Below are 21153 nucleotides of genomic sequence, written 5' to 3' on the forward strand. Positions count from 1 at the left end.
CGGCACCGCGCCGATGCGGGACGGCCTGCGCCTTTTTTTCCTGAGAGACCCACACCATGACAGCTGAAATCCAAACCATCAACACGCTCGTGGTCGGCGCCGGGCAGGCCGGCATCGCGGCCAGCGAACACCTGAGCCAGCTTGGCGTAGAGCACCTGGTGCTGGAGCGCCAGCGCATCGCCCAGGCCTGGCGCACGGGGCGCTGGGACTCGCTGGTGGCCAACGGGCCGGCCTGGCATGACCGCTTTCCGGGCCTGGAGTTCAAGGGCGACCGCGACGGCTTTCCCGGCAAGGACGAGGTGGCCGACTACTTCGAGGACTATGTCCGCCAGATCAAGGCGCCCGTGCGCACCGGCGTGGAGGTCAGGCGGGTCACGCGCAACCAGGGCCGGCCGGGCTTCACGGTGCAAACGTCCGAGGGCGTGATCGAGGCCCGCAACGTGATCGCTGCCACGGGGCCGTTCCAGGTGCCGGTGATCCCGCCGATAGCGCCGGCTGCGCCGGCTGCGCCCGCCGATGGCCGCCTGCTGCAGATCCATTCCGCGCACTACCACCGCCCCGCGCAGCTGCCCGAAGGCGCCGTGCTGGTGGTGGGCGCAGGCTCCTCGGGCGTGCAGATTGCCGATGAACTGCAGCGCGCGGGCCGCAAGGTGTTCCTGTCGGTGGGCGCCCATGACCGGCCGCCGCGCGCCTATCGCGGCCGTGATTTCTGCTGGTGGCTGGGCGTGCTGGGCGAATGGGATGCGGCCATTGCCAAGCCCGGCCGCGAGCATGTGACCATTGCCGTCAGCGGCGCGCGCGGCGGCCACACCGTGGACTTTCGCGCGCTGGGACACCAGGGCATCACCCTGGTGGGGCTGACCGAGTCCTTCGCCGATGGCAGTGTGCGCTTCCGGGACGACCTGGCCGAGAACATCGCCAACGGCGACGCCAACTACCTGGCCATGCTGGATGCGGCCGATGACTACATCCGCCGCAACGGCCTGGACCTGCCCGAGGAGCCCGAGGCGCGCAGGCGCCTGCCCGATCCCGAGTGCATGACCCATCCGCTGCGCGAACTCGACCTGGCCGCCGCAGGCATCACCTCCATCATCTGGGCCACGGGCTACAGGGTGGATTTCAGCTGGCTGCAGGTGGACAGCTTCGAGCCCGGCGGCAAGCCGCGCCACCACCGCGGCGTGGGCCATGAGCCCGGCATCTACTTCCTGGGCCTGCCCTGGCTGTCGCGCCGTGGCTCGTCCTTCATCTGGGGCGTGTGGCATGACGCCAAGTTCGTGGCCGACCACATCGCCAAGCAGCGCCGCTACAGCGACTACGACGCCGCTGCCCGCAGCAGGTAGCAGGTAGCGCGCTCTGAGACACCTTCCCATCCACCCCCTGCAGAGGAGCCAGACCATGCCCACCCATACCCGCATCCGCATGTTCAACACCAAGGACACCTATCCCAACCAGTCGCTGGACAACGACCTGTGCCAGGCCGTGCGCGCCGGTAACACCGTCTATGTGCGCGGCCAGATCGGCACCGATTTCGAGGGCAACCTGGTCGGCCTGGGCGATCCGCAAAAGCAGGCCGAGCAGGCGATGAAGAACGTCAAGCAGCTGCTGGAGGAAGCGGGCAGCGACCTGTCGCACATCGTCAAGACCACCACCTACATCATCGACCCGCGCTACCGCGAGCCCGTCTACCGGGAAGTGGGCAAGTGGCTCAAGGGCGTGTTTCCCATCTCCACGGGGCTGTGCATCTCGGCCCTGGGGCAGCCGCAGTGGCTGATGGAGATCGACGTGATCGCGGTCATCCCCGATGACTGGAAGCCGCCGGCCAGCGTCTGAGCGTCGACCACAGCAAGCACCTGGTACAGCCGCATCGGCAGGAGGAAGAAACCATGACTTTTTCGATTGTGGGGCGCTGCGAGCGCACCGGGCAGCTGGGCGTGGCCATCAGCTCGTCCAGCATTGCGGTGGGCGCGCGCTGCCCCTGGGTGCGCGCGGGCGTGGGCGTGGTGTCCACGCAGAACATCACGCTGCCCGCCCTGGGCCCGCGCGTGCTGGACCTGCTGGAGCAGGGCGCCGACCCCCAGGCCGCGCTGCGCCAGGCGCTGGACGACGGCAGCTGGCCCCAGTACCGCCAGGTCACCGTGGTGGACGCGCAGGGCCGCACCGGCGTCTTCAGCGGCAGCCAGGCCCTGGGCATCTTCACCAGCGCCGTGGGGCGGCAGTGCGTGGCGGCGGGCAACCTGCTGGCCAGCGAACGCACCATCGAGGCCATGGTGCCGGCCTTCGAGCGCAGCGCGGCGCTGCCGCTGGCCCAGCGCCTGCTGGCCGCCATGCAGGCCGCCATGGCCGCGGGCGGCGAGGCCGGGCCCGTGCATTCGGCCGCGCTCAAGGTGGCGGGCGAGCACAGCTGGCCCATGGCGGACCTGCGCGTGGATTGGTCGGAGCACGATCCCATCGGCGCGCTGCAAGGCCTCTGGGCCGCCTACGCGCCGCAGATGCAGGACTACCAGACGCGCGCCATCGATCCCACGGCCGCGCCCAGCTACGGGGTGCCCGGCGATGAATGAGGCGGCCGGGTAGCTGACACATCGCCTTGCCCGGTCGCACGGGCGTGTCGCGGCACTGGCGTCGCGCTCACTTGGCGTCCGAAATCACGGGGGTATCGGGCGTCCAGCACGTGGTGCGGTTGCGGCCATTGCGCTTGGAGAAGTACATGGCGGCGTCGGCCCGCTCCAGGCAGCGCTCGACCGATGCCTCGCCCTCGTCCATGAGGCATACGCCCAGGCTCACGGTGAAGCGGATCGGGCTGTCCTGGCCCTGTACGGACACGGCCAGCGCCGCCACGGCCTCACGCAGGTTCTCCGCGCGCCGCAGTGCGGTCGGGGCGTCCACGTCCGTCAGCAAGACGGCGAATTCCTCGCCGCCCAGGCGGCCCAGCATGTCGCCCTGGCGCAGTTGCTTGGACACCGCGATCACCAGATGCCTGAGCACCTCGTCGCCCACGCCGTGGCCGAAGCTGTCGTTGACGCGCTTGAAATGGTCGATATCCAGCATGATCAGTGCCGACGGATGGCTCAGTCCCAGGCGCAGGTGCTCCAGCTCCGACTCCATGCGCGTGATGAAGGCCCGCCGGTTGCTGGCACCCGTGAGCGCATCTGTCAATGCCAGGGCTTCGAGCTGCGTTTCGCGCCTCTTGTAGTCGGTCACGTCGTGGAATACCCAGCAGTAGCCAAGCAGCCGCTCCTGCCTGCGAAGCGGCAGCAGCTCCGTTTCTATATGGCGGCCGTTGGACAGGGCAAAGATCGTTCGTTGCGACAGGGCGCCTGCCCCCGGTTGCGGCGCAGGCTGCAAGGCCCTTGCCATGGCCGGGGGCAAATAGGACAGCAAGGTCTGCAGGCTTTTCCCCACAAGGTCCGCGGCGGACAGCGGCAGCTCGAACAGGTCCACCAGCATTGCGTTGCTTGCCCTGATGCACTGCCCCGCATCGTCGGTCACCAGAATGCCTGACGGAAATTTCTCGATGATGGCCTCCAGCCGCTGCTGTACCTGGTGCAATGCGCTTTCCGCCTGATGGCGGGCATCTACGTCGAACAGTGTCCAGATCACATTGCCCTGGGGGTCTTCGGGGTCCAGCAGTGCGCCCTGCATGTCGAACCAGCGCATGTGGCCACCCTTGACCTTCAGTGCCCACTCGGTACGCACCGTGCCCTTCAGGCTCAGGCGCTCGTACAGCGATGCGAAGCTGTCGAAACTGTCGCTGGACGGATGCAGCTGCTGGAATGAGCACTGCGGCTCGAGCGCGCCCGCGGCAAGGCCGAAGCACTCGGCTGCCCGGGCATTGGCGTAGACGATGCTGCGGCGATGGCTGGCGACAAGCACCAAGGCGCTTCCGCGCTCCAGCAGGGCGCTCACCATATGGGTCTGCTCCACCCGTTCCTGGATATCGGTGTGCATTCCCAGCATGCGCAATGCCTTGTTGTCGGCATCGCGCAGGGTCACTTCCCCGCGCGATTCGATCCATCGCCAGGAGCCATCGGCCTGCCTTATGCGCATCTCGACACGGAATGGGTCGCCGTGTTCGAGGTGGCGCCTGAGCCGTTCCTGGACGCGAGGCTGGTCCAGTGGGTGCAGCAGATGCATGAAGCCGGCCACCGTGAACGAACCGAGTGCCTGGTCCGGCATGCCCAGCATCTGGTAGCAGCGGGCATCCCACAGCACCTGGTCGTGTTCGCGGTCCCACTGCCAAAGTCCGTCACGCACGGCACCGATGGTCAGCCGCAGCCGCTCCTCGCTTTCGTGAAGCGCCTTGCGCAGGCTTTCGTCCTGGGTGACATCGAGGATGTAGCCATGCCAGAGCACGGTTGCGTCGTCAGTGCGTTGCGGGCGTGCATGGCCCTGCAGCCAGCGCACGGAGCCATCGGCGGACTGTACGCGGTACTTGCAGGCCCAGTCCCCCTGGCTGCGCATCGCTTCGTCGATGGACCGCCTGAGCGCGGAGATATCTTCCGGATGAACCCGCTGTGCCAGGTCCTGCAAGGCAGTGCCTGCCGTATCCGCATCGATGCAGTGCATTGCATAAAAGCCGGGGTTGGCAAACGACAGGGCGTAGTGGCCGGCAGGGTCCCAGCTGTACTGGAACAGGCCGCCCGGGACTTCCTCGGACAGGAGATGAAAGCGCTCTTCGGACTGGACCCGCTGGTCCTCCTCCCGCCAGCGCTGGAACGCCAGCCAGGCCGTCAGCATCCCGCCCAGAAAAATCAGCAGCGTGCCTATGCCGTTGCGCCACAGGCTCTGCCGTATGGTCTCGTTGAGCGGGCCGAACACGGCCTCGTGGTCCAGCCCCGTGCTCACCAGTATCGGAAAGCCGCTGACGCGGCTCCAGGCATACATGCGCTGTATGCCGTCGGTGCTCGCCAGCGCCTCGTAGGTGCCATGCGTGACGTCGGGGGCAAACAGCGCCACCCGCGTCGCGGGCAGCTGGCGCCCGAGCACCCGATCCTGGTTCTGCGAGCGTGCAAGATAGGTGCCGTCCTCGCGCAGCAGCAAGATCACGTCGCGCGGGCTGTCGAAGATGGCCTGCAACTGCCGCGACAGGTACTGCGGCGACAACGACACCACCAGCACGCCCGCAAACGCGCCTCGGTGGTGCAGGGCACGGCTCAGCTGGATACCCCATTGCCCGGAAACCCGTCCCTGCACCGGACGGCCGATGAAGGTTCCCTGAGTCAGGCCCTTCAGATGCGCCTGGAAATGTTCGCGGTCGAAAATGGACACGCCCTGCGCAGGCGGCTCCGAGGCTGCCAGGCTCGAATACACCACCTGGCCCTTCGCATCGGCCACGGCCACCTGGACGATGGTGCCGGGCGGATAGGCCTCCTGGACGCTGGCGACGGCCCGCCCGAACGCCTCGGAGTCACCCGACTCGTAGTCCTGGGCCAGGTCCCGCAGGGAATAGTTCAGGCCCGACAGCATGGTCCCGGCCTGCGCGGAAACCGCCTGGGACATCTGCGAGACGCGCAGCCAAGCCTGATCCTGTGTGTAGCGCTGCATGTACTGGTGGCTGGCCAGCAACGCGGCCCAGTACAGCCCCGCTGCGAGCGCCATCAAGCAGACGCCTGCAATGACGGCCAACGATGTTCTTGCGTGCGAGCGCGAGGAAAGGGCGGGACGATGGATAGCGGTGGAACGAGAAGACATGCAACGCAGCGAGACAAGAAAAAAGATCTGCAACGCCAGCTGTCAACCGCAATGGCCCACCGATACAGCGCCCCGCACGCCACAGCGCTCGAGACGCAGGTCCTGCCTGCCGGTGGGCCAGAGCAACCGATATGACTCTGTGAATACGTCGCTCTATAAGTATGCTAACTCAGATAGGGGCCTGCGCGATAGCCAGCTAGGCAGGGCAGGGCCTGCAGGCTGCAGCAGCCGGCGCGCAGCCTATCTGCGCGTCCCGGATGTCTGGGGTGTCTTGGGTGTCTTGGGCGCCGCGGTCCTGGCAGCGTCCTGGGCCTGCCCGGGTTGCGCCTGCGGAAACACCCGCGCGCACAGGAAGTCCACCAGCGCCCGCAGCTTGGGCGAGGGGTGCTTGCTGGCGGGCCACAGCACGTGGAAGACATTGGTGTGCTCCATGCAGTCCGCCAGCACGGGCTGCAGCCGGCCGTCGGCCAGCGGCTCGCGGATGGAAAAATCCGGCAGGTAGGCGATGCCCAGGCCCTGCAGCGCAAAGCACAGCCGGGTTTCGATGTTGTTGCAGATCATGGAGGTGGGCAGTTGCAGCTCGGGCGCGCCCGCTGCGCGCCGCAGCACCCAGGGCTCCAGCTTGCCGCTGTGGGGGTAGCGGTAGTGCAGGCAGCTGTGCTGCAGCAGATCTTCGGGCACCCGGGGCGTGCCGCGCTGCGCCAGATAGCCGGGCGAGGCCACCAGCAGGTAGCCGAAGGCGCCCAGCCGGCGCGCGGACAGCCGGGAGTCGGCAGGGGCGCCCGTGCGCACCACGGCATCGAAGCCTTCCTCGATCACATCCACCAGCTGGTCCGTGAAGTCCAGGTCCAGCTCGATCTCGGGATAGGCGCGCATGAACTCGCCCAGCACCGGCAGCACCAGCGAGCTGACCAGGGGCAGGCTGACCCGCAGCCGGCCACGCGGCGCGGCGCTGGCCTGCGACAGCTCCAGCTGTGCGGCCTCGATCTCGGCCAGGATGCGCCGGCTGCGCTCCAGGAACAGCGTGCCCTCGGCCGTCAGCGTGATGCTGCGCGTGCTGCGGTGGAACAGGCGCACGCCCAGCCGGTCCTCCAGCCTTGCCACGCTCTTGCCGATGGCTGATGCCGAGACTCCCATCAGCCGGCCTGCCGCCACGAAGCTGCGGGTCTCGGCGACCTGCACGAACACCAGGAAACCGTTGAGGCTGTCCAAGGCCACTCCTTCATTGCGGACAGAAAGCTCCGCATAACCCGGAAATCTACCCCACTTTTTCTTTAATCGAGGGCTTTCTATCGTCAGGACCCTGTTCATTGATCCCGGGAATTCCCATGACGATTGCTCTTTCTGCGGCATCTGCTGCACCCGCTGCGCTGCCTGCAGCCCCGTTGAACTCGCCCCTGTCCGACCGCATCCAGGCCGTGGTCCGGCAGGCGCTTGAGGCGCAGCGCCTGGTCGGCACCGTGGTGCTGGTGGCGCGTGGCGGCGCCCTGGTCCACCGCCAGGCGGCCGGCTGGGCTGACCGCGAGCGCGGCCTGCCCATGGCCGTGGACACGGTGTTCCGCCTGGCCTCGGCGAGCAAGCCCATTGTTTCGGCGGCGGCCCTGGTGCTGGTGGCGCAGGGCCGGCTCGGTCTGGATGAGGGCGTGGACCGCTGGCTGCCGCAGTTCCGGCCCCGGCTGGCCGATGGCCGGCCGGCGCGCATCACCGCGCGGCAGCTTCTCAGCCACACGGCGGGGCTGGGCTACCGCTTCTTCGAGGCCGACGCACAGGGCCCTTATGCGCTGGCCGGTGTATCGGACGGCATGGATGGCTCGGGCATCAGCCTGGCGGAGAACCTGCGCCGCATCGCCAGCGTGCCGCTGCGGTACGAGCCCGGCACGGCCTGGGGCTACTCGCTGGCCACCGATGTGCTGGGCGCCCTCATCGAACAGGTGCACGGCAGGCCGCTGGAGCAGGCCGTGCGCGACCTTGTGGCCGGGCCGCTGGGCATGGCCGATACCGGCTTTGCCGTGACCGATGCACTGGCCGCACGGCGCGTGGCCACGGCCTATGTCAGCGATGTGCCGCAGCCCCATCCGCTGGCCGAGGGCGAGACCGTGTCGCCCTTCGAGGGTGCCATCGGCATCCCGTTCAGCCCGGCCCGCATCTTCAATGCGCGGGCCTTTGCCTCGGGCGGCGCGGGCATGGCCGGCACGGCCGGCGACTTCCTGCGCCTGCTGGAGGCCCTGCGCCAGGGCGGCGGAACGCTCCTGCCCGACGCGCTGGTCGCCGAGATGGCGCGCGACCAGACGGGCGGGCTGGAGCTGCCCGATGCGCCCGGGTTCGGCTTTGGACTGGGCTTTTCCGTGCTGCGCGATCCGGCGCTGGCCGCGTCGCCCGAGTCGGCGGGCACCTGGCGCTGGGGCGGGGCCTACGGGCATTCCTGGTTCGTGGACCGGGCACAGGAACTCAGCGTCGTGGCCTTCACCAACACCTTGTACGAGGGCATGTCGGGGCGCTTCGTCAACGATTTGCGCGACGCGGTCTACGGGGTTTGTGAGGTCCACGGGGCTTCGGGAGAGCCGCAATGAACGGAACAAGCCAGGACCGCCTGCCCGTTGCCTCCCTGCTGGCGCTGGCCATGGCAGCCTTCATCACCATATTGACCGAGGCGCTGCCGGCGGGCCTGCTGCCGCAGATGGCCCAGGGCCTGGCCGTGACCGAGGCCTGGGTGGGCCAGACCGTCACCCTCTACGCCATAGGTTCCCTGGTGGCCGCCATACCGCTGACGGCCGCCACGCAGGGCATGCGCCGCCGCCCCCTGCTGCTGGCGGCGATCGCCGGCTTTGTCGTCGCCAACACGGTCACGGCGCTGTCCACGCACTTTGCGCTGACCCTGGTGGCGCGCTTTCTGGCGGGGGTCTCGGCCGGGCTGCTTTGGGCGCTGCTGGCCGGCTACGCGGCACGCATGGTGCCCGGCCATCTCAAGGGCCGCGCCATCGCCATTGCCATGGTGGGCACGCCGCTGGCGCTGTCGCTGGGCGTGCCGGCCGGCACCGTGCTGGGCCAGTGGGTGGGCTGGCGGCTGTGCTTCGGCCTCATGAGCGTGCTGGCGCTGGCGCTCATGGTCTGGGTGCGCGCCCGCCTGCCCGACTTCGCGGGGCAGGCGGCAGGCCGCCACCTGCCGCTGCGGCGCGTGTTCACCCTGGCGGGCGTGCGCCCCGTGCTGTTCGTGGTGCTGGCCTTCGTGCTGGCGCACAACATTCTCTACACCTACATCGCGCCCTTCCTGGCGGTGGCGGGCATGGCCGCGCGCACGGACCTGGTGCTGCTGGTGTTCGGCGCCACCTCCGTGCTGGGCATCTGGATCACCGGCGTGCTGATCGACCGCCACCTGCGTGCGCTCACGCTGGCCAGCATTGCGCTGTTTGCACTGTCCACGCTGATGCTGGGCGTGGCCGCTGATGCGCCGGCCCTGGTGTATGCGGCGGTGGCCGTCTGGGGCCTGGCCTTTGGCGGCGCCGCCACGCTGCTGCAGACCGCCATTGCCCACACGGCGGGCGAGGCCGCCGACGTGGCGCAGTCCATGCTGGTCACGGCCTGGAACATGGCGATTGCCGGCGGCGGCATCGTGGGCGGCCTGCTGCTGGCGCGCATGGGCGTGGGCGCCTTCACGCCCGTGCTGCTGGCGCTGCTGGGCGCATCGCTGGCCGTGGTGTGGGCGGCCAGGCGGCATGGGTTTCCTGCGGTGTGCAGGTAGGTAGGGAGGGAGCAGGGCGCGGCCTGCCCGCCTCAGGGGAACTCAGAGGTGCCAGGCTGCCGCTGAAGCGCTGCATTGCGCTGGCCCAGCCAGCCCAGCAACTGGCCCTTGTCCATCGGCCGGGCAATGTGATAGCCCTGTCCCTCCTGGCAGCCCATGGCGCGCAGGGCCTGCCAGGCGCTGGCGTCCTCTATGCCTTCGGCCAGGACCTGCAGGCCGAGCTTGCGGCCCAGCTGGGCGATCATTTCGGCGATGCGCGCTTCCTGTGATTCGCCAAGCTGGCGCACGAAGCTGCGGTCGATCTTGATGCGGTCCAGCGGCAGGCGCTCCAGGTAACTCAGCGAGGAGTAGCCGGTGCCGAAGTCGTCGATGGCAATGGTCACGCCCAGGGCGCGCAGGGCGCTGAGCGTGGCCTGCAGCAGCTGGGTGGGCAGGACCGCGACGGATTCGGTGATCTCCAGCTCCAGCTGCGCGCCCTGCAGGCCGTGCTCGGCCAGGGCATGGCGCACCGTCTGCAGGAAGCCCGGGTCCTGCAGCTGCACGGTGGAGACGTTGACGGCCATGCGCCGGGGCGCGCGGCCGGCATCCAGCAGTTCGCGCATGGTGCGGCAGGCCGTGGCCAGCACCCATTGGCCCAGCGGCACGATGAGGCCCGAATGCTCGGCCACGGGAATGAAGCGGTCGGGCGGCACGAAGCTGCCGTCCTGCCGTGGCCAGCGCAGCAGGGCCTCCAGGCCGACCATGGCATGGGTTTCCAGGTCCACCTGGGGCTGGTAGACCAGGAAGAGCTGGGCGCCGTCGATGGCGGCGCGCAGGTCGGACAGCAGCAGGGCGCGGTCGCGTGCCTCCATGCCCATGTGCTCGGAGTACTCCAGCAGCTGGCCCCGGTGGTCGCGCTTGGCGCGCTTGAGGGCGATGGTGGCGTCCTTGACCAGGTCGGTGCCGGCCTGGCGTTCACGGGGCAGGTGCACGTAGCCGCAGGTCAGCGAGACCTTGTGCGGCACGCCGTCCACGGCCAGGGGCTGGCGCGCGCAGTCCAGCAACTGGCCCAGGGCCACTTCCCTTGTGGGGCCCAGGATGCCGAAGGTGTCCGAGCCCACGCGCGCCAGCAGCACGCCGGCGGGCAGGGCGCCGGCCAGGCGGCGGGCCATGGCTTCGAGCAGGCGGTCGCCGAAGCGGTGGCCCATCACGTCGTTGGTGGCGCTGAAGTCGTCGATGTCCACCAGGGCCAGCACATGGTCCTGCGTGCCGCGCCACACGCATTCGTCCACTTTTTCCACGAAGTGGGCGCGGTTGGGCAGGCAGACCAGGGGGTCGAAGTAGGCGGACTGGTGCAGGCGCTCCAGCAGGCCGCGGTTGTGCAGCAGCGTGCGCAGGTTGGCGCAGAAGACTTCGAGCAGCTGGCGGTCCAGTGCGCTGTGCGAGGCCGGCGCGTCGATGAACACGGCCATGTCCTGCTCGTCGCCCCGGCCTATGTACAGGGCCACGCCGCGCTGCACGCCGTAGATGTTGCGGCGGGTCTGCAGCGCCTGGCGCAGCAGGCGCAGGCCGCTCGATGCCAGCACGGTGGCGATGGGCTGGTCGATGAGCCGGGCGAACGGCCCCGTGGCCGCGAGCACGCGGTAGGGCTCGGCCGGGTGCGTGCCCTCCGAGCAGACCAGGCCTTCGCTGGCCACGCCCAGCAAGGTGGCCAGCTGGGTGATCACGCCGCGTGCGAAGGCGTGCAGATTGGTTTCCTCCAGCAGCGAGGCGCTGGAGCGCACCATCAGTTCCAGGCTGCGGCGGTTGGCCTCGATGGCGCACAGCTGCTCGTAGGAGCGCACGGCGGTCACCACGATGGCCAGCAGCCGGTCGGGCGTGAGTTCGGTCTTGGTGCGGCAGTCGTTGATGTCGTAGCGCAGCAGGGTTTCCAGATCGGGCGCCTGGCCCGGGCGGCCGGTGCGCAGCACGATGCGGCTGTTGCGCAGGCCGGCCGTGTAGCGGATGAAGTCCACCAGGTCCAGGCCGGCGCCCGTGCCGTCGGTCACGGCGTCGAGCACCACCACGGCCAGGTCCTGCTCGCTGCGCAGCAGGTTGCGTGCCTGCGTGCCGGAGCGGGCGTAGAGGAACACCAGCGGCCGGCCGAACAGGGTGTGGCCTTCCAGCGCCAGGCGGAAGGCGGCGTGTACATCGGGGTCGCTGTCCACGATCAGCACCCGCCATTCAGGCCCGGGCACGGGCGATGGCGGGGGCGGCTGCAGAGCCGGCTGCAGCAGGGCGGAAGCAGGGGCGGGCGCCCTGGGCGCCCGTGCGCGCATCACGAAACTCATGCCTCAGCCCTGTCTGTGTCCGCGCCGCTCAGGCCGTGGCATGGTCTGCCGCGCGCACGACCTGGTTGCGCCCGCTGCGCTTGGCGGCGTACAGCGCCTCGTCGGCCAGGCTGTAGGCCTCGTCGAAGCGGCCGCCGCTCGGGCGCCAGCTCACGCCGAAGCTGGCCGTGATGCAGCTGGCGTCGGGCAGGCCGAAGGGATGGGCCTCGATGGCGGCGCGCACCTGCTCGGCCACGCGCACGGCGCCGTCGCTGTCGTGCTGGGGCAGCAGCACGGTGAATTCCTCGCCGCCCACGCGGCCGATGTGGGCCGTGTCCGGCACGGCGGCCTTGAGGCAGCGCACCACGCCCAGGATCACGCTGTCGCCCACGGGGTGGCCGAAGCTGTCGTTCACGCGCTTGAAGTGGTCTATGTCCAGCACGATCAGGGCCAGGCCCTGCTGGGTGAAGTGGCGGTTCACGCGCTCGATGATGGCCGCGCGGTTGAGCACGCCGGTCAGCGGGTCGTGCGTGGCGCGGTACTCCAGCTCGCCGGCCAGCTCCTGCAGGCGCTGGTTGAGCTGGGTCATCTCCAGCTCGGCGCGGTCGCTGCGGCGCACCAGCCGGCGCGTTTCGCGCAGCAGGCGGTCATAGGCGGCCAGCAGCGCGCCCAGGGCCTGGTGGCAGGCCCGGGCGCCGGCCTCCTCACCCAGCTCGTGGGCCGCGCGGGCCGCCAGCAGGGCCCGGTGCTCGGCATCGAAAAGATCTGCAGGAGCGGCGCAGGCGGCGGGTGCTGCCACGGTGTCCATCACGCGGCCTTCACGGGATGGCCGGTGAAGGCAATGGCGGCAAAGTCGTCGCGCAGCTCCTCGCCGAATTCGCAGATGGTGTCGTCTTCCTCGTCGTAGTACCAGTGCAGGGCCACGGTGCGGCCGGCCTCGGCGGCCTCGCTCAGCGCCTCGATGAGGTTGAACAGCATCTTGGTGCTGGAGCTGTTGAAGTAGGCCAGCGCGATGTGCACCTGGATCGGTGCCTGCTGCTGCGCGGGCTGCGCCAGGGCCAGGTAGTCCTGCAGGCGGGTGAGGATGCCGCCATAGAAGGCGGCGGCGTTCTCCGGATAGGACTCGCCACGCAGGTGCAGCGTGTGCGTGTCGAACCGGAAGTCCACTTCCGGGGAGCTGGGGGTCGGAGCGATGTAGAGGTTGTCCATGCGTGATCTCGGTGCGTTGTCCGTGCCTGCGCGCCCGGCCTGTCCAGGTCCGGTGCCGGAGCGTTCCTGGCTGGCCGGTGCGGCTCAGAGCGTGGCTTTCAGGTAGAAGACGGGACGACCGTCCACGGTCTGGGCGGGATCGAAGTCGAACTGCAGCGGCTCGCGCGCATCGCGGGCCAGGGTCAGGAAACCCATGCCCGCGCCCTTGCTGCCTTCGGGCGCGTCGTCGCGCAGCGACTGGCGGCAGGCCTTCTTGATCTCGTCCAGGGTCATGCTGCGCAGGGCGTCGAGCTTGGCGCGCAGCGCCTCGCCCATGCCGGGCTCGATGGGGTTGGCGCACAGCAGCACGAAGCTGCCGTCGTCCTCGCGGCGGATGCAGACCGCGCCGTGGCGCAGCTCGCCATCGTCCTGGTGGGGCGGGGTCAGGGCATCGGCCGAGTAATGGATGATGTTCTGCGCCATCTCCACGAAGGACGAGAACAGCTTGCGCCGCGTGGGGCCGGGCACGCCGGCCACTTCCAGCTGCAGCCGCACGGCCTCGGCCATGGCCGCGACGATGTTCTGCGAGAAGTAGCCCACGTAGTAGAAGATCACCTGGTGCTGGCGCGCCAGGTGGAAGAAGCTGCCGTACTTGTCGGCGATCTGTGCTTGGGGCATGGGAGGCATTCAGGTTCTGAAGCAGAAGAAGGTCAGGTCGTCACGGCGGTGGTGCTCGCCTTGCCAGGCCTGCAGGGCGTCCAGCAGGGCGCGGTTGATCTCGGCGGGCGTGCGGCCGGCCTGCTCCAGCAGCAGCTCGCGCAGGCGCTTCTTGCCGAAGGTGATGCCGCGCGGGCCGCCGACCTGGTCGATCAGGCCGTCGGTGGTGGTGAAGACCAGGGTGCCTGCGGGCAGCTCCAGGTCGATGTTGTTCCAGGCGAAGTCGAATTCGCTGTCCACATAGCCCACGCCCTTGCGCTGGCCGTCCACCACCTCCACCGCCTCGGCGCCGGGGCGCAGCAGGAACAGCGACAGGCGCGCGCCTGCAAAGCGCAGGCGCCGGTGCGCGGGCTCGAACCAGAAGCAGGCCGCGTCCAGCCCGTCGTCCGAGCCCGGCGTGCCGTCCTTGCCGTCGAGCTGGCCCAGCATCTGCTTGACGCTGCGGTTCACATGGCCCAGCAGCGCGGCCGGGTCGCGCGGGCCGTGTTCCTTGATGGCCTGGCCCAGGCTGCTGGTGGCGATCAGCGTCATGAAGGCGCCGGGCACGCCGTGGCCCGTGCAATCGGCCACGGTGGCAAACCAGCCATCGCCGTCCTGGCTGAACTGGTAGAAGTCGCCGCCGACCACGTCGCGCGGCTCCCAGACCAGGTCGGCGCCGGGGCAGGCGCGTGCCAGGGCCTCGCGCGAGCTGCGCAGCAGCGACTGCTGGATCACGCTGGCGTATTCGATGCTGTGCATGATCTGGCGGTTGCGCGCCACCTGCATGTCCGCCACCGCGCGCATCAGCTGCAGACCGTTGCCCACGCCCGCGAACAGGCCGTCGCGCGTGATGATGAAGCCATCGGTCAGCGCCTTTTCACCGTACTCCACGGTCTTCACGGTCAGGGTGTCGATGTCGGTGGAGGCATCGACCACCAGCGGCTCCTTGTCCATGAAGGCGATGCAGCTCTTCTTGCCGTACAGCTCCATGCGAAACGGCTTGCTGAACTGCGACAGGAAGATGCTGCGGTTGATCAGGCCGATGGGGCGGTCGCCCTCCACCACGGGCAGGCTGGCCAGATCGCGGTGGCGCGTGAAGACCTCGAGCACCTTCTCGTTGGTCTCGTCGGCGGTCATGCAGGGGACGGGGGTGCACAGGTCCGCGGCGCTGGGTGGGCGGAAACGGGGCCGGGAATCGCTCAGGTAGGCGCGGGACTCATCCATGGAATGCACATCGCAAAATTGTTAGGGAATGTTACGATTTCCCTGTTTCAGTTTTGTGACGCGGATGGGCCTGAGGGGCAGGCACCTCTTTGGAGGACTGTGAGCCGACAGCCTTCGTCCTGGCGCGGCATGGCCGTTCGCGGCCTGGGGCTGCCGTCCATGCAGGCCATCGGGGTGGACAGGCAGCCTCGCTTCAGCTCAGGCCTTCGGCGCGCCGCCTGACCGCGTCCTCGTGCAGCGACTCGCTGAGCTGGTCGACCACGATGGACCACGACGCATCGGCCTTGAGCTGCTCGGCCAGGAACTGGCGCTGCGCATCGCTCCAGTAGGGCGCATCCACCACATCCACATCGGCGGCCAGCTGGTGCGCGCGGATGAAGTCGGCAATGGCCTGGTCGCTGGCATCCAGGCCCAGTTGCAGGAAGAGATTGGACATGCGGACGACGGAGTTGTTCATGGAGGCGTGTTCGGTGCGTGTGGGATCAAAGGGAGCCGGCGGGCCGGCTGCAGGAAGGGGCCAGGGCGCTATCTTCCCCGATTTGCAGGGCGCCGCAGGCCAGTTGCGGCAGCATGGCAGCGCGGGTAGGTGCAGGCTGACAGCCTGCCGCGCTCCGGGCCAGCGCGCGTCCGTCGACTGCCCCACTAGCATGGGGACATGAGCACTGCTTTCCCCGATCCCGCATGCCCGCCGACCTGATCGTGGCCCGCCCCGAAGGCCTGTACTGCGCGGCCGGCGACTTCTACATCGACCCCTGGCGGCCCGTGGACCGGGCCGTGATCACGCATGGCCACTCCGACCATGCGCGCGCCGGCCACGCCCATTACCTGGCCCATGACGACAGCGCAGGCGTGCTGCGCGCACGGGTGGGCGCGGACATCACGCTGCAGACCCTGCCGTATGGCGAAGCCATCGATCACCACGGCGTGCGCATCTCCCTGCACCCGGCCGGCCATGTGCTCGGATCGGCCCAGGTGCGGCTGGAGCATGGCGGCCGGGTCTGGGTGGCCTCGGGCGACTACAAGACCGAGGCCGACGGCACCTGCACCCCCTTCGAGCCCGTGCGCTGCGACACCTTCATCACCGAATCCACCTTCGGCCTGCCCATCTACCGCTGGCCCCGCCAGCCCGAGCTCATGGCCGACGTCAACGCCTGGTGGCAGGCCAACGCCGCCCAGGGCCGGCCCTCGGTGCTGCTGTGCTATGCCTTCGGCAAGGCCCAGCGCATCCTGCACGGCGTGGACCGCCGCATCGGCCCCATCGTCGTGCACGGCGCGGTGGAGCCGCTCAATGCCGTGTACCGCGCCGCGGGCGTGGACCTGCCGCCCACGCTGCGCGTGACCGACCCCGGCGTGGATGCACAACGGCTCAAGACCGCCCTGGTGCTGGCGCCGCCTTCGGCGCAGGGCACGCCGTGGATGCGCCGGTTTCCCGGCCATGCCGATGCCTTTGCCAGCGGCTGGATGCAGCTGCGCGGCACGCGCCGCCGCCGTGGCGTGGACCGGGGCTTCGTCATGTCCGACCATGCCGACTGGCCCGGCCTGCAGTACGCCATTGGCGCCACGGGCGCCGAGCGGGTCTTCGTCACCCACGGCAGCGTGGCCGTGCTGGTGCGCTGGCTGCGCGAGCAGGGCCTGGACGCCCAAGCCTTCCAGACCGAATACGGCGATGAGGACGAGGCTGCCGCCGCCCAGGCTGCACCGGACGAGGCGCCCGCCCCATGAAGGACTTCGCCGCCCTCTACCGCGCGCTGGACGCCAGCACCGCCAGCCGCGACAAGCAGGCCGCGCTGCAGGCCTATCTGCGCGCCGCCGCGCCTGCCGATGCGGCCTGGGCCGTCTATTTCCTGGCCGGCGGCAAGCCGCGCCAGCTGGTGCCCACCAAGGTCTTGAAGGAGCTGGCGCGCGAGGCGGCCGGCCTGCCCGAATGGCTGTTCGACGAAAGCTACGAGGCCGTGGGCGACCTGGCCGAAACCATTGCGCTGCTGCTGCCGCCACCCGGTGACGCGCACGACCTGGGCCTGGCCGCCTGGGTCACGGACCACCTGCTGCCGCTGCGCGGCATGGCGCCCGAGGCGCTGGCGGACACGCTGCGCATGCAATGGGCGCGGCTGGCGGCCGATGAGCGGCTGGTCTACTTCAAGCTGATCACCGGCGCCTTCCGGGTCGGCGTGTCGCGGCTGCAGGTCACGCAGGCGCTGGCGGCCGTCAGCGGCGTGGATGCCAAGCGCATCGCCCAGCGGCTCATGGGCTACACCCACATCGGCGCGCGGCCCGGGGCGGCCGACTACCTGCGGCTGGTGGCAGGCGAGGAAGAGGGCGATGACGCGCATTCGGGCGAAGCCCGTGGCCACCCCTATCCCTTCTTCCTGGCCCATCCGCTGCAGTTGCCGCTGGAGCAGTTCGACGCCGTGCTCGGCCCGCCGTCCCAATGGGTGGTGGAGTGGAAATGGGACGGCATACGCGCCCAGATCGTGCGGCGCGGCAGCGGTGACGCGCTGGGCACCTGGATCTGGTCGCGCGGCGAGGAACTGGTGAGCGAGCGCTTCCCCGAGCTGCAGGCCATGGGCGATGCCTTGCCTGCGGGCACCGTGATCGACGGCGAGATCGTCGTCTGGGCCGCGCAGCAGGGCGAGGCGCCCGCCCATGTGCGCCCCTTTGCCGACCTGCAAAAGCGCATAGGCCGCAAGACCCTGGGCCCCAAACTGCTGCGCGAGCTGCCCGTGGTGCTGCTGGCCTATGACCTGCTGGAGGAGGGCGGCCAGGACCTGCGCGCCTTGCCCCAGCATGAACGGCGCGCGCGGTTGGAGCAGCTGGTGGCCCTGGTGGCGCACCCGGCGCTGCTGCCCAGCCCCGTGCTGGCAGGCGACAGCTGGCAGGCCCTGGCCGAACTTCGCGAACAGGCCCGCTCCCTGGGTGTGGAGGGCATGATGCTCAAGGCCCGCGATGCCGCCTATGGCGTGGGCCGCACCAAGGACAGCGGCGTGTGGTGGAAGTGGAAGATCGATCCGCTGAGCGTGGACGCCGTGCTCATCTACGCACAGCGCGGCCACGGCCGTCGCGCCAGCCTCTACAGCGACTACACCTTTGCCGTCTGGAACGCGCCGCCCGGCACCGAGGGCCGCGCCCTCGTGCCCTTCGCCAAGGCCTATTCGGGCCTGACCGATGCCGAAATGGCGCGCGTGGACGCCATCATCCGCAAGACCACGGTGGAGAGCTTCGGCCCCGTGCGCAGCGTGCGGCCCACCCTGGTGTTCGAGCTGGGCTTCGAGGGCATTGCGCGCAGCGCGCGCCACAAGAGCGGCATCGCCGTGCGCTTTCCGCGCATGCTGCGCTGGCGCGAGGACAAGCCTGTGCAGGAGGCCGACTCCATCGATACGCTGGCGGCCCTGCTGCCGCACTCCGACCCGTGACCCACCCTTGACGCACCGCGCCATGGCCACCCGTTCCCCCCATCCCCTCGCCACCGCCTGGCTTGCCGCACGGGGCTGGAAGCCCTTTGCCTTCCAGCGCGCCGTGTGGAAGGCGCTGGTCCAGGGCCACAGCGGCCTGCTGCACGCCACCACGGGCGCGGGCAAGACCTATGCGGTCTGGCTGGGCGCGCTGCAGGCCTTTGCGGGCCCGCCGCAAACCCCGATGCCGGCGCACACCGGAAAACGAAAACCGGCCTCCGCACCGCTCACCGTGCTGTGGATCACGCCCATGCGCGCCCTGGCGGCCGACACGCTCAAGGCCCTGCAGACGCCCTTGCAGGCGCTGGCCCAGGGCCATCCCGCGCTGGCGCGCTGGACCGTGGGCGCACGCACGGGCGATACGGGAAGCGCCGAGCGCAGCGCGCAGTCGCGCCAGCTGCCCACCGTGCTGGTCACTACGCCCGAGAGCCTGTCCCTGCTGCTGGCGCGCGCCGATGCGCGCGAGCTGCTGGGCTCCGTGCGCCTGGTGGTGGCCGATGAATGGCACGAGCTGCTGGGCAACAAGCGCGGCGTGCAACTGCAACTGGCCCTGGCACGGTTGCGCGGCTGGAGCCCGCAGCTGTGCGTCTGGGGCATGTCGGCCACGCTGGGCAATCTGGACGAGGCCATGCAGACCCTGCTGGGCCTGGACGACCATGGCCAGCCGCGGCCCGGCGTATTGGTCCAGGGCCAGGTGGACAAGCGCCTGGTGGTGGACACCCTGCTGCCCGACCGGCCCGAGCGCTTTTCCTGGGCCGGCCACCTGGGCCTGGCCATGCTGCCGGCGGTGGTGCGCGAGCTGGAGGCGACGGCCGGCTCCACCCTGGTCTTTGTGAATGTGCGCTCGCAGGCCGAGCTTTGGTACAAGGCGCTGCTGGAGGCCCGGCCCGACTGGGCCGGCCTGCTGGCCATACACCATGGCTCTTTGGACCGGGGTGTGCGCGAATGGGTGGAGGCCGGGCTCAAGGCCGGCACGCTCAAGGCCGTGGTCTGCACCAGCAGCCTGGACCTGGGCGTGGACTTCCTGCCCGTGGAGCGCGTGCTGCAGATCGGCTCGGCCAAGGGCATCGCGCGCCTGCTGCAGCGCGCGGGCCGCTCGGGCCATGCGCCGGGCCGGCCCTCGCGCATCACCCTGGTGCCCACGCACAGCCTGGAGCTGGTGGAGGCCGCCGCCGCCCGCGCCGCCGTGCGCGCGCAGCAGGTGGAAATGCGCGCCAGCCCCCGCCAGCCCGCCGACGTGCTGGTGCAGCACCTGGCCACCGTGGCCCTGGGCGGCGGCTTCGTGCCCGATGAGCTGTATGCCGAAGTGCGCCGCACCGTCGCCTATGCCGGGCTGGCGCCTGCGGTCTGGCAGTGGTGCCTGGACTTCGTGCACCGCGGCGGCCCCTCGCTGGCCGCCTATCCCGACTACCAGCGTGTGCGGCCCGACGGGGAGGGCATCTGGCGCATGCCCGACGCGCGGCTGGCGCGCAGGCACCGCGCCAACATCGGCACCATCGTCAGCGACGCCAGCATGAGCGTGCAGATCCTGCACGGCGCGCGGCTGGGCAGCATGGAAGAGAGCTTTCTGTCGCGCCTGTCGCCCGGCGATGCCTTTGTCTTCGCGGGCCAGGTGCTGGAGCTGGTGCGCATCGAGGACATGACCGCCTACGTGCGCCGCGCCGCCAGAACGCGGCCCACCGTGCCGCGCTGGGCGGGCGCGCGCATGCCGCTGTCCACCGTGCTGGCCGACTTCGTGGTGCAGCAATTGGCGCTGGCGGCAGCGGGCGACTACCACTCGCCCGAGCTGCGCTGCGTGCGCCCCCTGCTGGAGGTGCAGCAGCGCTGGTCGGCCCTGCCCACGCCCGGCACGCTGCTGGCCGAAACCCTGCGCACGCGCGAAGGCTGGCATCTCTTCCTCTACCCGTTTGCGGGCCGCCATGCCCATACGGGGCTGGCCAGCCTGCTGGCCTGGCGTGCCGCGCAGGGCGAGACGGGTACCTTCTCCATCGCCGTCAACGACTACGGGCTGGAGCTGCTGAGCGCCACCGAGCGCGACTGGGCCGCCATGCTGCCCGAACTGCTGCGCGCCGAGCCGGCCCAGGCCGTGGCAGTGCCCGGGCGCGTGTCCGCCAGCCAGGCGGTCGCCACGCGCAACACCGCCAATGCGGACCGCCACTTGGACCAGGCCGCCGACGATGCCCACCTGGCGGGCGAGGACGCCCATCACGCCCGCCATGCCCTGCTGCACGAAGTGCTGGCCAGTCTCAACGCCACCGAGATGGCGCGGCGGCGCTTCCGCGAGATAGCGCGGGTGTCCGGCCTGATCTTCCAGAGCCACCCGGGCGAGCGCCGCAGCGCGCGCCAGCTGCAGGCCTCGGCCCAGCTGTTCTTCGAGGTGTTTCGCAAGTACGACGACAGCAACCTGCTGCTGCGCCAGGCCGACGAGGAAGTGCTGAGCCAGGAACTCGATGTCGCCCAGCTGCTGGCCGCGCTGCGCCGCATGCAGGCCCAGCAGCTGGTGGTGAGCGCGCTGCGCCGGCCCAGCCCGTTTGCCTTCCCGCTCATGGTGGAGCGCTTTCGCGAAAAGCTCACCAACGAGCATCTGGCCGACCGCATCGCGCGCATGCTGGCCCAGCTGCACGAGGCGGCAGATGCCGGCGGTGCAGCCAGCGAGCCGCGCACGCAGGACCTGGTCCCGCCCGATCCGCCGCTGCGTCCACGGAAAAAACCCAAGGCAGACCAGCCCCCCGCCGTGGACGAGGATACGGCCGCCGTGCGCCGCACGCTGGATTTCTCGCTGCAGGCCACCGACGGCCCCGAGGCCGATGCCGCCAGCCGCCGCCCGCGCCGCGTGCGCAAGCCCTCGCGGCCCTTGCCGCTGCTGTAGAACCATTGC

The 21153-nt window shown here is 69.9% G+C and carries 16 protein-coding genes; 8 read left to right on the forward strand and 8 right to left on the reverse strand.

What is annotated here, in order from left to right; genetic code table 11:
- Positions 1–56 precede the first annotated feature (56 nt).
- The 3 genes from ACF8ME_RS09750 to ACF8ME_RS09760 are packed head-to-tail and all read left to right on the forward strand — an operon-like array spanning position 57 to position 2561.
- Positions 57–1340 (forward strand): flavin-containing monooxygenase, encoded by a 1284-nt coding sequence (locus ACF8ME_RS09750; protein ID WP_392416190.1) that lies wholly within the window; start codon positions 57–59, stop codon positions 1338–1340.
- A 55-nt stretch (positions 1341–1395) separates the two neighbouring features.
- Positions 1396–1830 carry a RidA family protein gene (locus tag ACF8ME_RS09755; RefSeq protein WP_392416192.1) on the forward strand — a complete coding sequence of 145 codons (435 nt, stop codon included), beginning with the start codon at positions 1396–1398 and terminating at the stop codon, positions 1828–1830.
- 53 nt (positions 1831–1883) lie between these two features.
- On the forward strand, positions 1884–2561 hold the full coding sequence (locus ACF8ME_RS09760; protein WP_392416193.1) for a DUF1028 domain-containing protein: 678 nt from the start codon (positions 1884–1886) through the stop codon (positions 2559–2561).
- A gap of 67 nt (positions 2562–2628) precedes the next feature.
- Here the strand turns inward: ACF8ME_RS09760 and ACF8ME_RS09765 are convergent, their stop codons facing one another.
- Both ACF8ME_RS09765 and ACF8ME_RS09770 read right to left on the reverse strand, forming a co-directional pair.
- Positions 2629–5598 carry a diguanylate cyclase gene (locus ACF8ME_RS09765; RefSeq protein ID WP_392416194.1) on the reverse strand — a complete coding sequence of 990 codons (2970 nt, stop codon included), beginning with the start codon at positions 5596–5598 and terminating at the stop codon, positions 2629–2631.
- A 333-nt stretch (positions 5599–5931) separates the two neighbouring features.
- Entirely contained in the window at positions 5932–6903 is a 972-nt protein-coding gene (locus ACF8ME_RS09770) for a LysR family transcriptional regulator (RefSeq protein ID WP_392416196.1), read from the reverse strand.
- Positions 6904–7019: 116 nt separating this feature from the next.
- Here ACF8ME_RS09770 and ACF8ME_RS09775 point away from each other — a divergent pair, with 116 nt between their 5' ends.
- Both ACF8ME_RS09775 and ACF8ME_RS09780 read left to right on the forward strand, forming a co-directional pair.
- Positions 7020–8261: a serine hydrolase gene (locus ACF8ME_RS09775; protein ID WP_154834630.1), complete on the forward strand. Its 1242-nt coding sequence runs from the start codon at positions 7020–7022 to the stop codon at positions 8259–8261.
- Positions 8258–9430 carry an MFS transporter gene (locus ACF8ME_RS09780; RefSeq protein ID WP_202760039.1) on the forward strand — a complete coding sequence of 391 codons (1173 nt, stop codon included), beginning with the start codon at positions 8258–8260 and terminating at the stop codon, positions 9428–9430. Before ACF8ME_RS09775 ends, ACF8ME_RS09780 begins: the two co-directional genes overlap by 4 nt.
- A gap of 32 nt (positions 9431–9462) precedes the next feature.
- On the opposite strand, the gene ACF8ME_RS09785 is transcribed toward ACF8ME_RS09780, so the two are convergent.
- The 6 genes from ACF8ME_RS09785 to ACF8ME_RS09810 form a co-directional block, all read right to left on the reverse strand.
- Entirely contained in the window at positions 9463–11739 is a 2277-nt protein-coding gene (locus tag ACF8ME_RS09785) for a putative bifunctional diguanylate cyclase/phosphodiesterase (protein ID WP_392416198.1), read from the reverse strand.
- A gap of 28 nt (positions 11740–11767) precedes the next feature.
- Positions 11768–12526: a GGDEF domain-containing protein gene (locus ACF8ME_RS09790; protein WP_016448192.1), complete on the reverse strand. Its 759-nt coding sequence runs from the start codon at positions 12524–12526 to the stop codon at positions 11768–11770.
- Complete coding sequence (locus ACF8ME_RS09795; RefSeq protein WP_016448191.1) at positions 12526–12927, reverse strand: DUF1987 domain-containing protein; 402 nt, start codon at positions 12925–12927, stop codon at positions 12526–12528. The genes ACF8ME_RS09790 and ACF8ME_RS09795 overlap by 1 nt, the downstream gene beginning before the upstream one ends.
- A gap of 84 nt (positions 12928–13011) precedes the next feature.
- Positions 13012–13584: a SiaB family protein kinase gene (locus tag ACF8ME_RS09800; protein ID WP_016448190.1), complete on the reverse strand. Its 573-nt coding sequence runs from the start codon at positions 13582–13584 to the stop codon at positions 13012–13014.
- Between the two features lie 9 nt (positions 13585–13593).
- Positions 13594–14826: a SpoIIE family protein phosphatase gene (locus ACF8ME_RS09805; RefSeq protein ID WP_392416200.1), complete on the reverse strand. Its 1233-nt coding sequence runs from the start codon at positions 14824–14826 to the stop codon at positions 13594–13596.
- 193 nt (positions 14827–15019) lie between these two features.
- Positions 15020–15283 carry a DUF2789 domain-containing protein gene (locus ACF8ME_RS09810; RefSeq protein ID WP_017404395.1) on the reverse strand — a complete coding sequence of 88 codons (264 nt, stop codon included), beginning with the start codon at positions 15281–15283 and terminating at the stop codon, positions 15020–15022.
- Positions 15284–15507: 224 nt separating this feature from the next.
- Between ACF8ME_RS09810 and ACF8ME_RS09815 the strand changes: the two genes are divergently transcribed.
- Genes ACF8ME_RS09815 through ACF8ME_RS09825 form a run of 3 tightly spaced genes read left to right on the forward strand, consistent with a single transcriptional unit; the run spans position 15508 to position 21144 of the window.
- Positions 15508–16548, forward strand: a complete 1041-nt coding sequence (locus tag ACF8ME_RS09815) for a ligase-associated DNA damage response exonuclease (protein ID WP_392416202.1) — start codon at positions 15508–15510, stop codon at positions 16546–16548.
- Complete coding sequence (locus ACF8ME_RS09820; protein ID WP_017404397.1) at positions 16545–18236, forward strand: ATP-dependent DNA ligase; 1692 nt, start codon at positions 16545–16547, stop codon at positions 18234–18236. Before ACF8ME_RS09815 ends, ACF8ME_RS09820 begins: the two co-directional genes overlap by 4 nt.
- Positions 18237–18258: 22 nt before the next feature.
- A complete protein-coding gene (locus ACF8ME_RS09825) occupies positions 18259–21144 on the forward strand; it encodes a ligase-associated DNA damage response DEXH box helicase (RefSeq protein WP_392416204.1) in 2886 nt (961 codons plus the stop codon).
- Positions 21145–21153: the final 9 nt, after the last annotated feature.

It is taken from the genome of Delftia sp. WSY_7, from assembly GCF_043104845.1.
Taxonomy (GTDB): domain Bacteria; phylum Pseudomonadota; class Gammaproteobacteria; order Burkholderiales; family Burkholderiaceae_C; genus Comamonas; species Comamonas tsuruhatensis.

What these genes read in the sequence shown, in the direction of transcription:
- ACF8ME_RS09750 (WP_392416190.1), top strand. Translation starts at nt 57, where the DNA reads ATGACAGCTGAAATCCAAACCATCAACACGCTCGTGGTCGGCGCCGGG.
- ACF8ME_RS09755 (WP_392416192.1), top strand. Translation starts at nt 1,396, where the DNA reads ATGCCCACCCATACCCGCATCCGCATGTTCAACACCAAGGACACCTAT.
- ACF8ME_RS09760 (WP_392416193.1), top strand. Translation starts at nt 1,884, where the DNA reads ATGACTTTTTCGATTGTGGGGCGCTGCGAGCGCACCGGGCAGCTGGGC.
- ACF8ME_RS09765 (WP_392416194.1), bottom strand. Translation starts at nt 5,598, where the DNA reads ATGGCGCTCGCAGCGGGGCTGTACTGGGCCGCGTTGCTGGCCAGCCAC.
- ACF8ME_RS09775 (WP_154834630.1), top strand. Translation starts at nt 7,020, where the DNA reads ATGACGATTGCTCTTTCTGCGGCATCTGCTGCACCCGCTGCGCTGCCT.
- ACF8ME_RS09780 (WP_202760039.1), top strand. Translation starts at nt 8,258, where the DNA reads ATGAACGGAACAAGCCAGGACCGCCTGCCCGTTGCCTCCCTGCTGGCG.
- ACF8ME_RS09785 (WP_392416198.1), bottom strand. Translation starts at nt 11,739, where the DNA reads ATGAGTTTCGTGATGCGCGCACGGGCGCCCAGGGCGCCCGCCCCTGCT.
- ACF8ME_RS09790 (WP_016448192.1), bottom strand. Translation starts at nt 12,526, where the DNA reads ATGGACACCGTGGCAGCACCCGCCGCCTGCGCCGCTCCTGCAGATCTT.
- ACF8ME_RS09795 (WP_016448191.1), bottom strand. Translation starts at nt 12,927, where the DNA reads ATGGACAACCTCTACATCGCTCCGACCCCCAGCTCCCCGGAAGTGGAC.
- ACF8ME_RS09800 (WP_016448190.1), bottom strand. Translation starts at nt 13,584, where the DNA reads ATGCCCCAAGCACAGATCGCCGACAAGTACGGCAGCTTCTTCCACCTG.
- ACF8ME_RS09805 (WP_392416200.1), bottom strand. Translation starts at nt 14,826, where the DNA reads ATGGATGAGTCCCGCGCCTACCTGAGCGATTCCCGGCCCCGTTTCCGC.
- ACF8ME_RS09810 (WP_017404395.1), bottom strand. Translation starts at nt 15,283, where the DNA reads ATGAACAACTCCGTCGTCCGCATGTCCAATCTCTTCCTGCAACTGGGC.
- ACF8ME_RS09815 (WP_392416202.1), top strand. Translation starts at nt 15,508, where the DNA reads ATGCCCGCCGACCTGATCGTGGCCCGCCCCGAAGGCCTGTACTGCGCG.
- ACF8ME_RS09820 (WP_017404397.1), top strand. Translation starts at nt 16,545, where the DNA reads ATGAAGGACTTCGCCGCCCTCTACCGCGCGCTGGACGCCAGCACCGCC.
- ACF8ME_RS09825 (WP_392416204.1), top strand. Translation starts at nt 18,259, where the DNA reads ATGGCCACCCGTTCCCCCCATCCCCTCGCCACCGCCTGGCTTGCCGCA.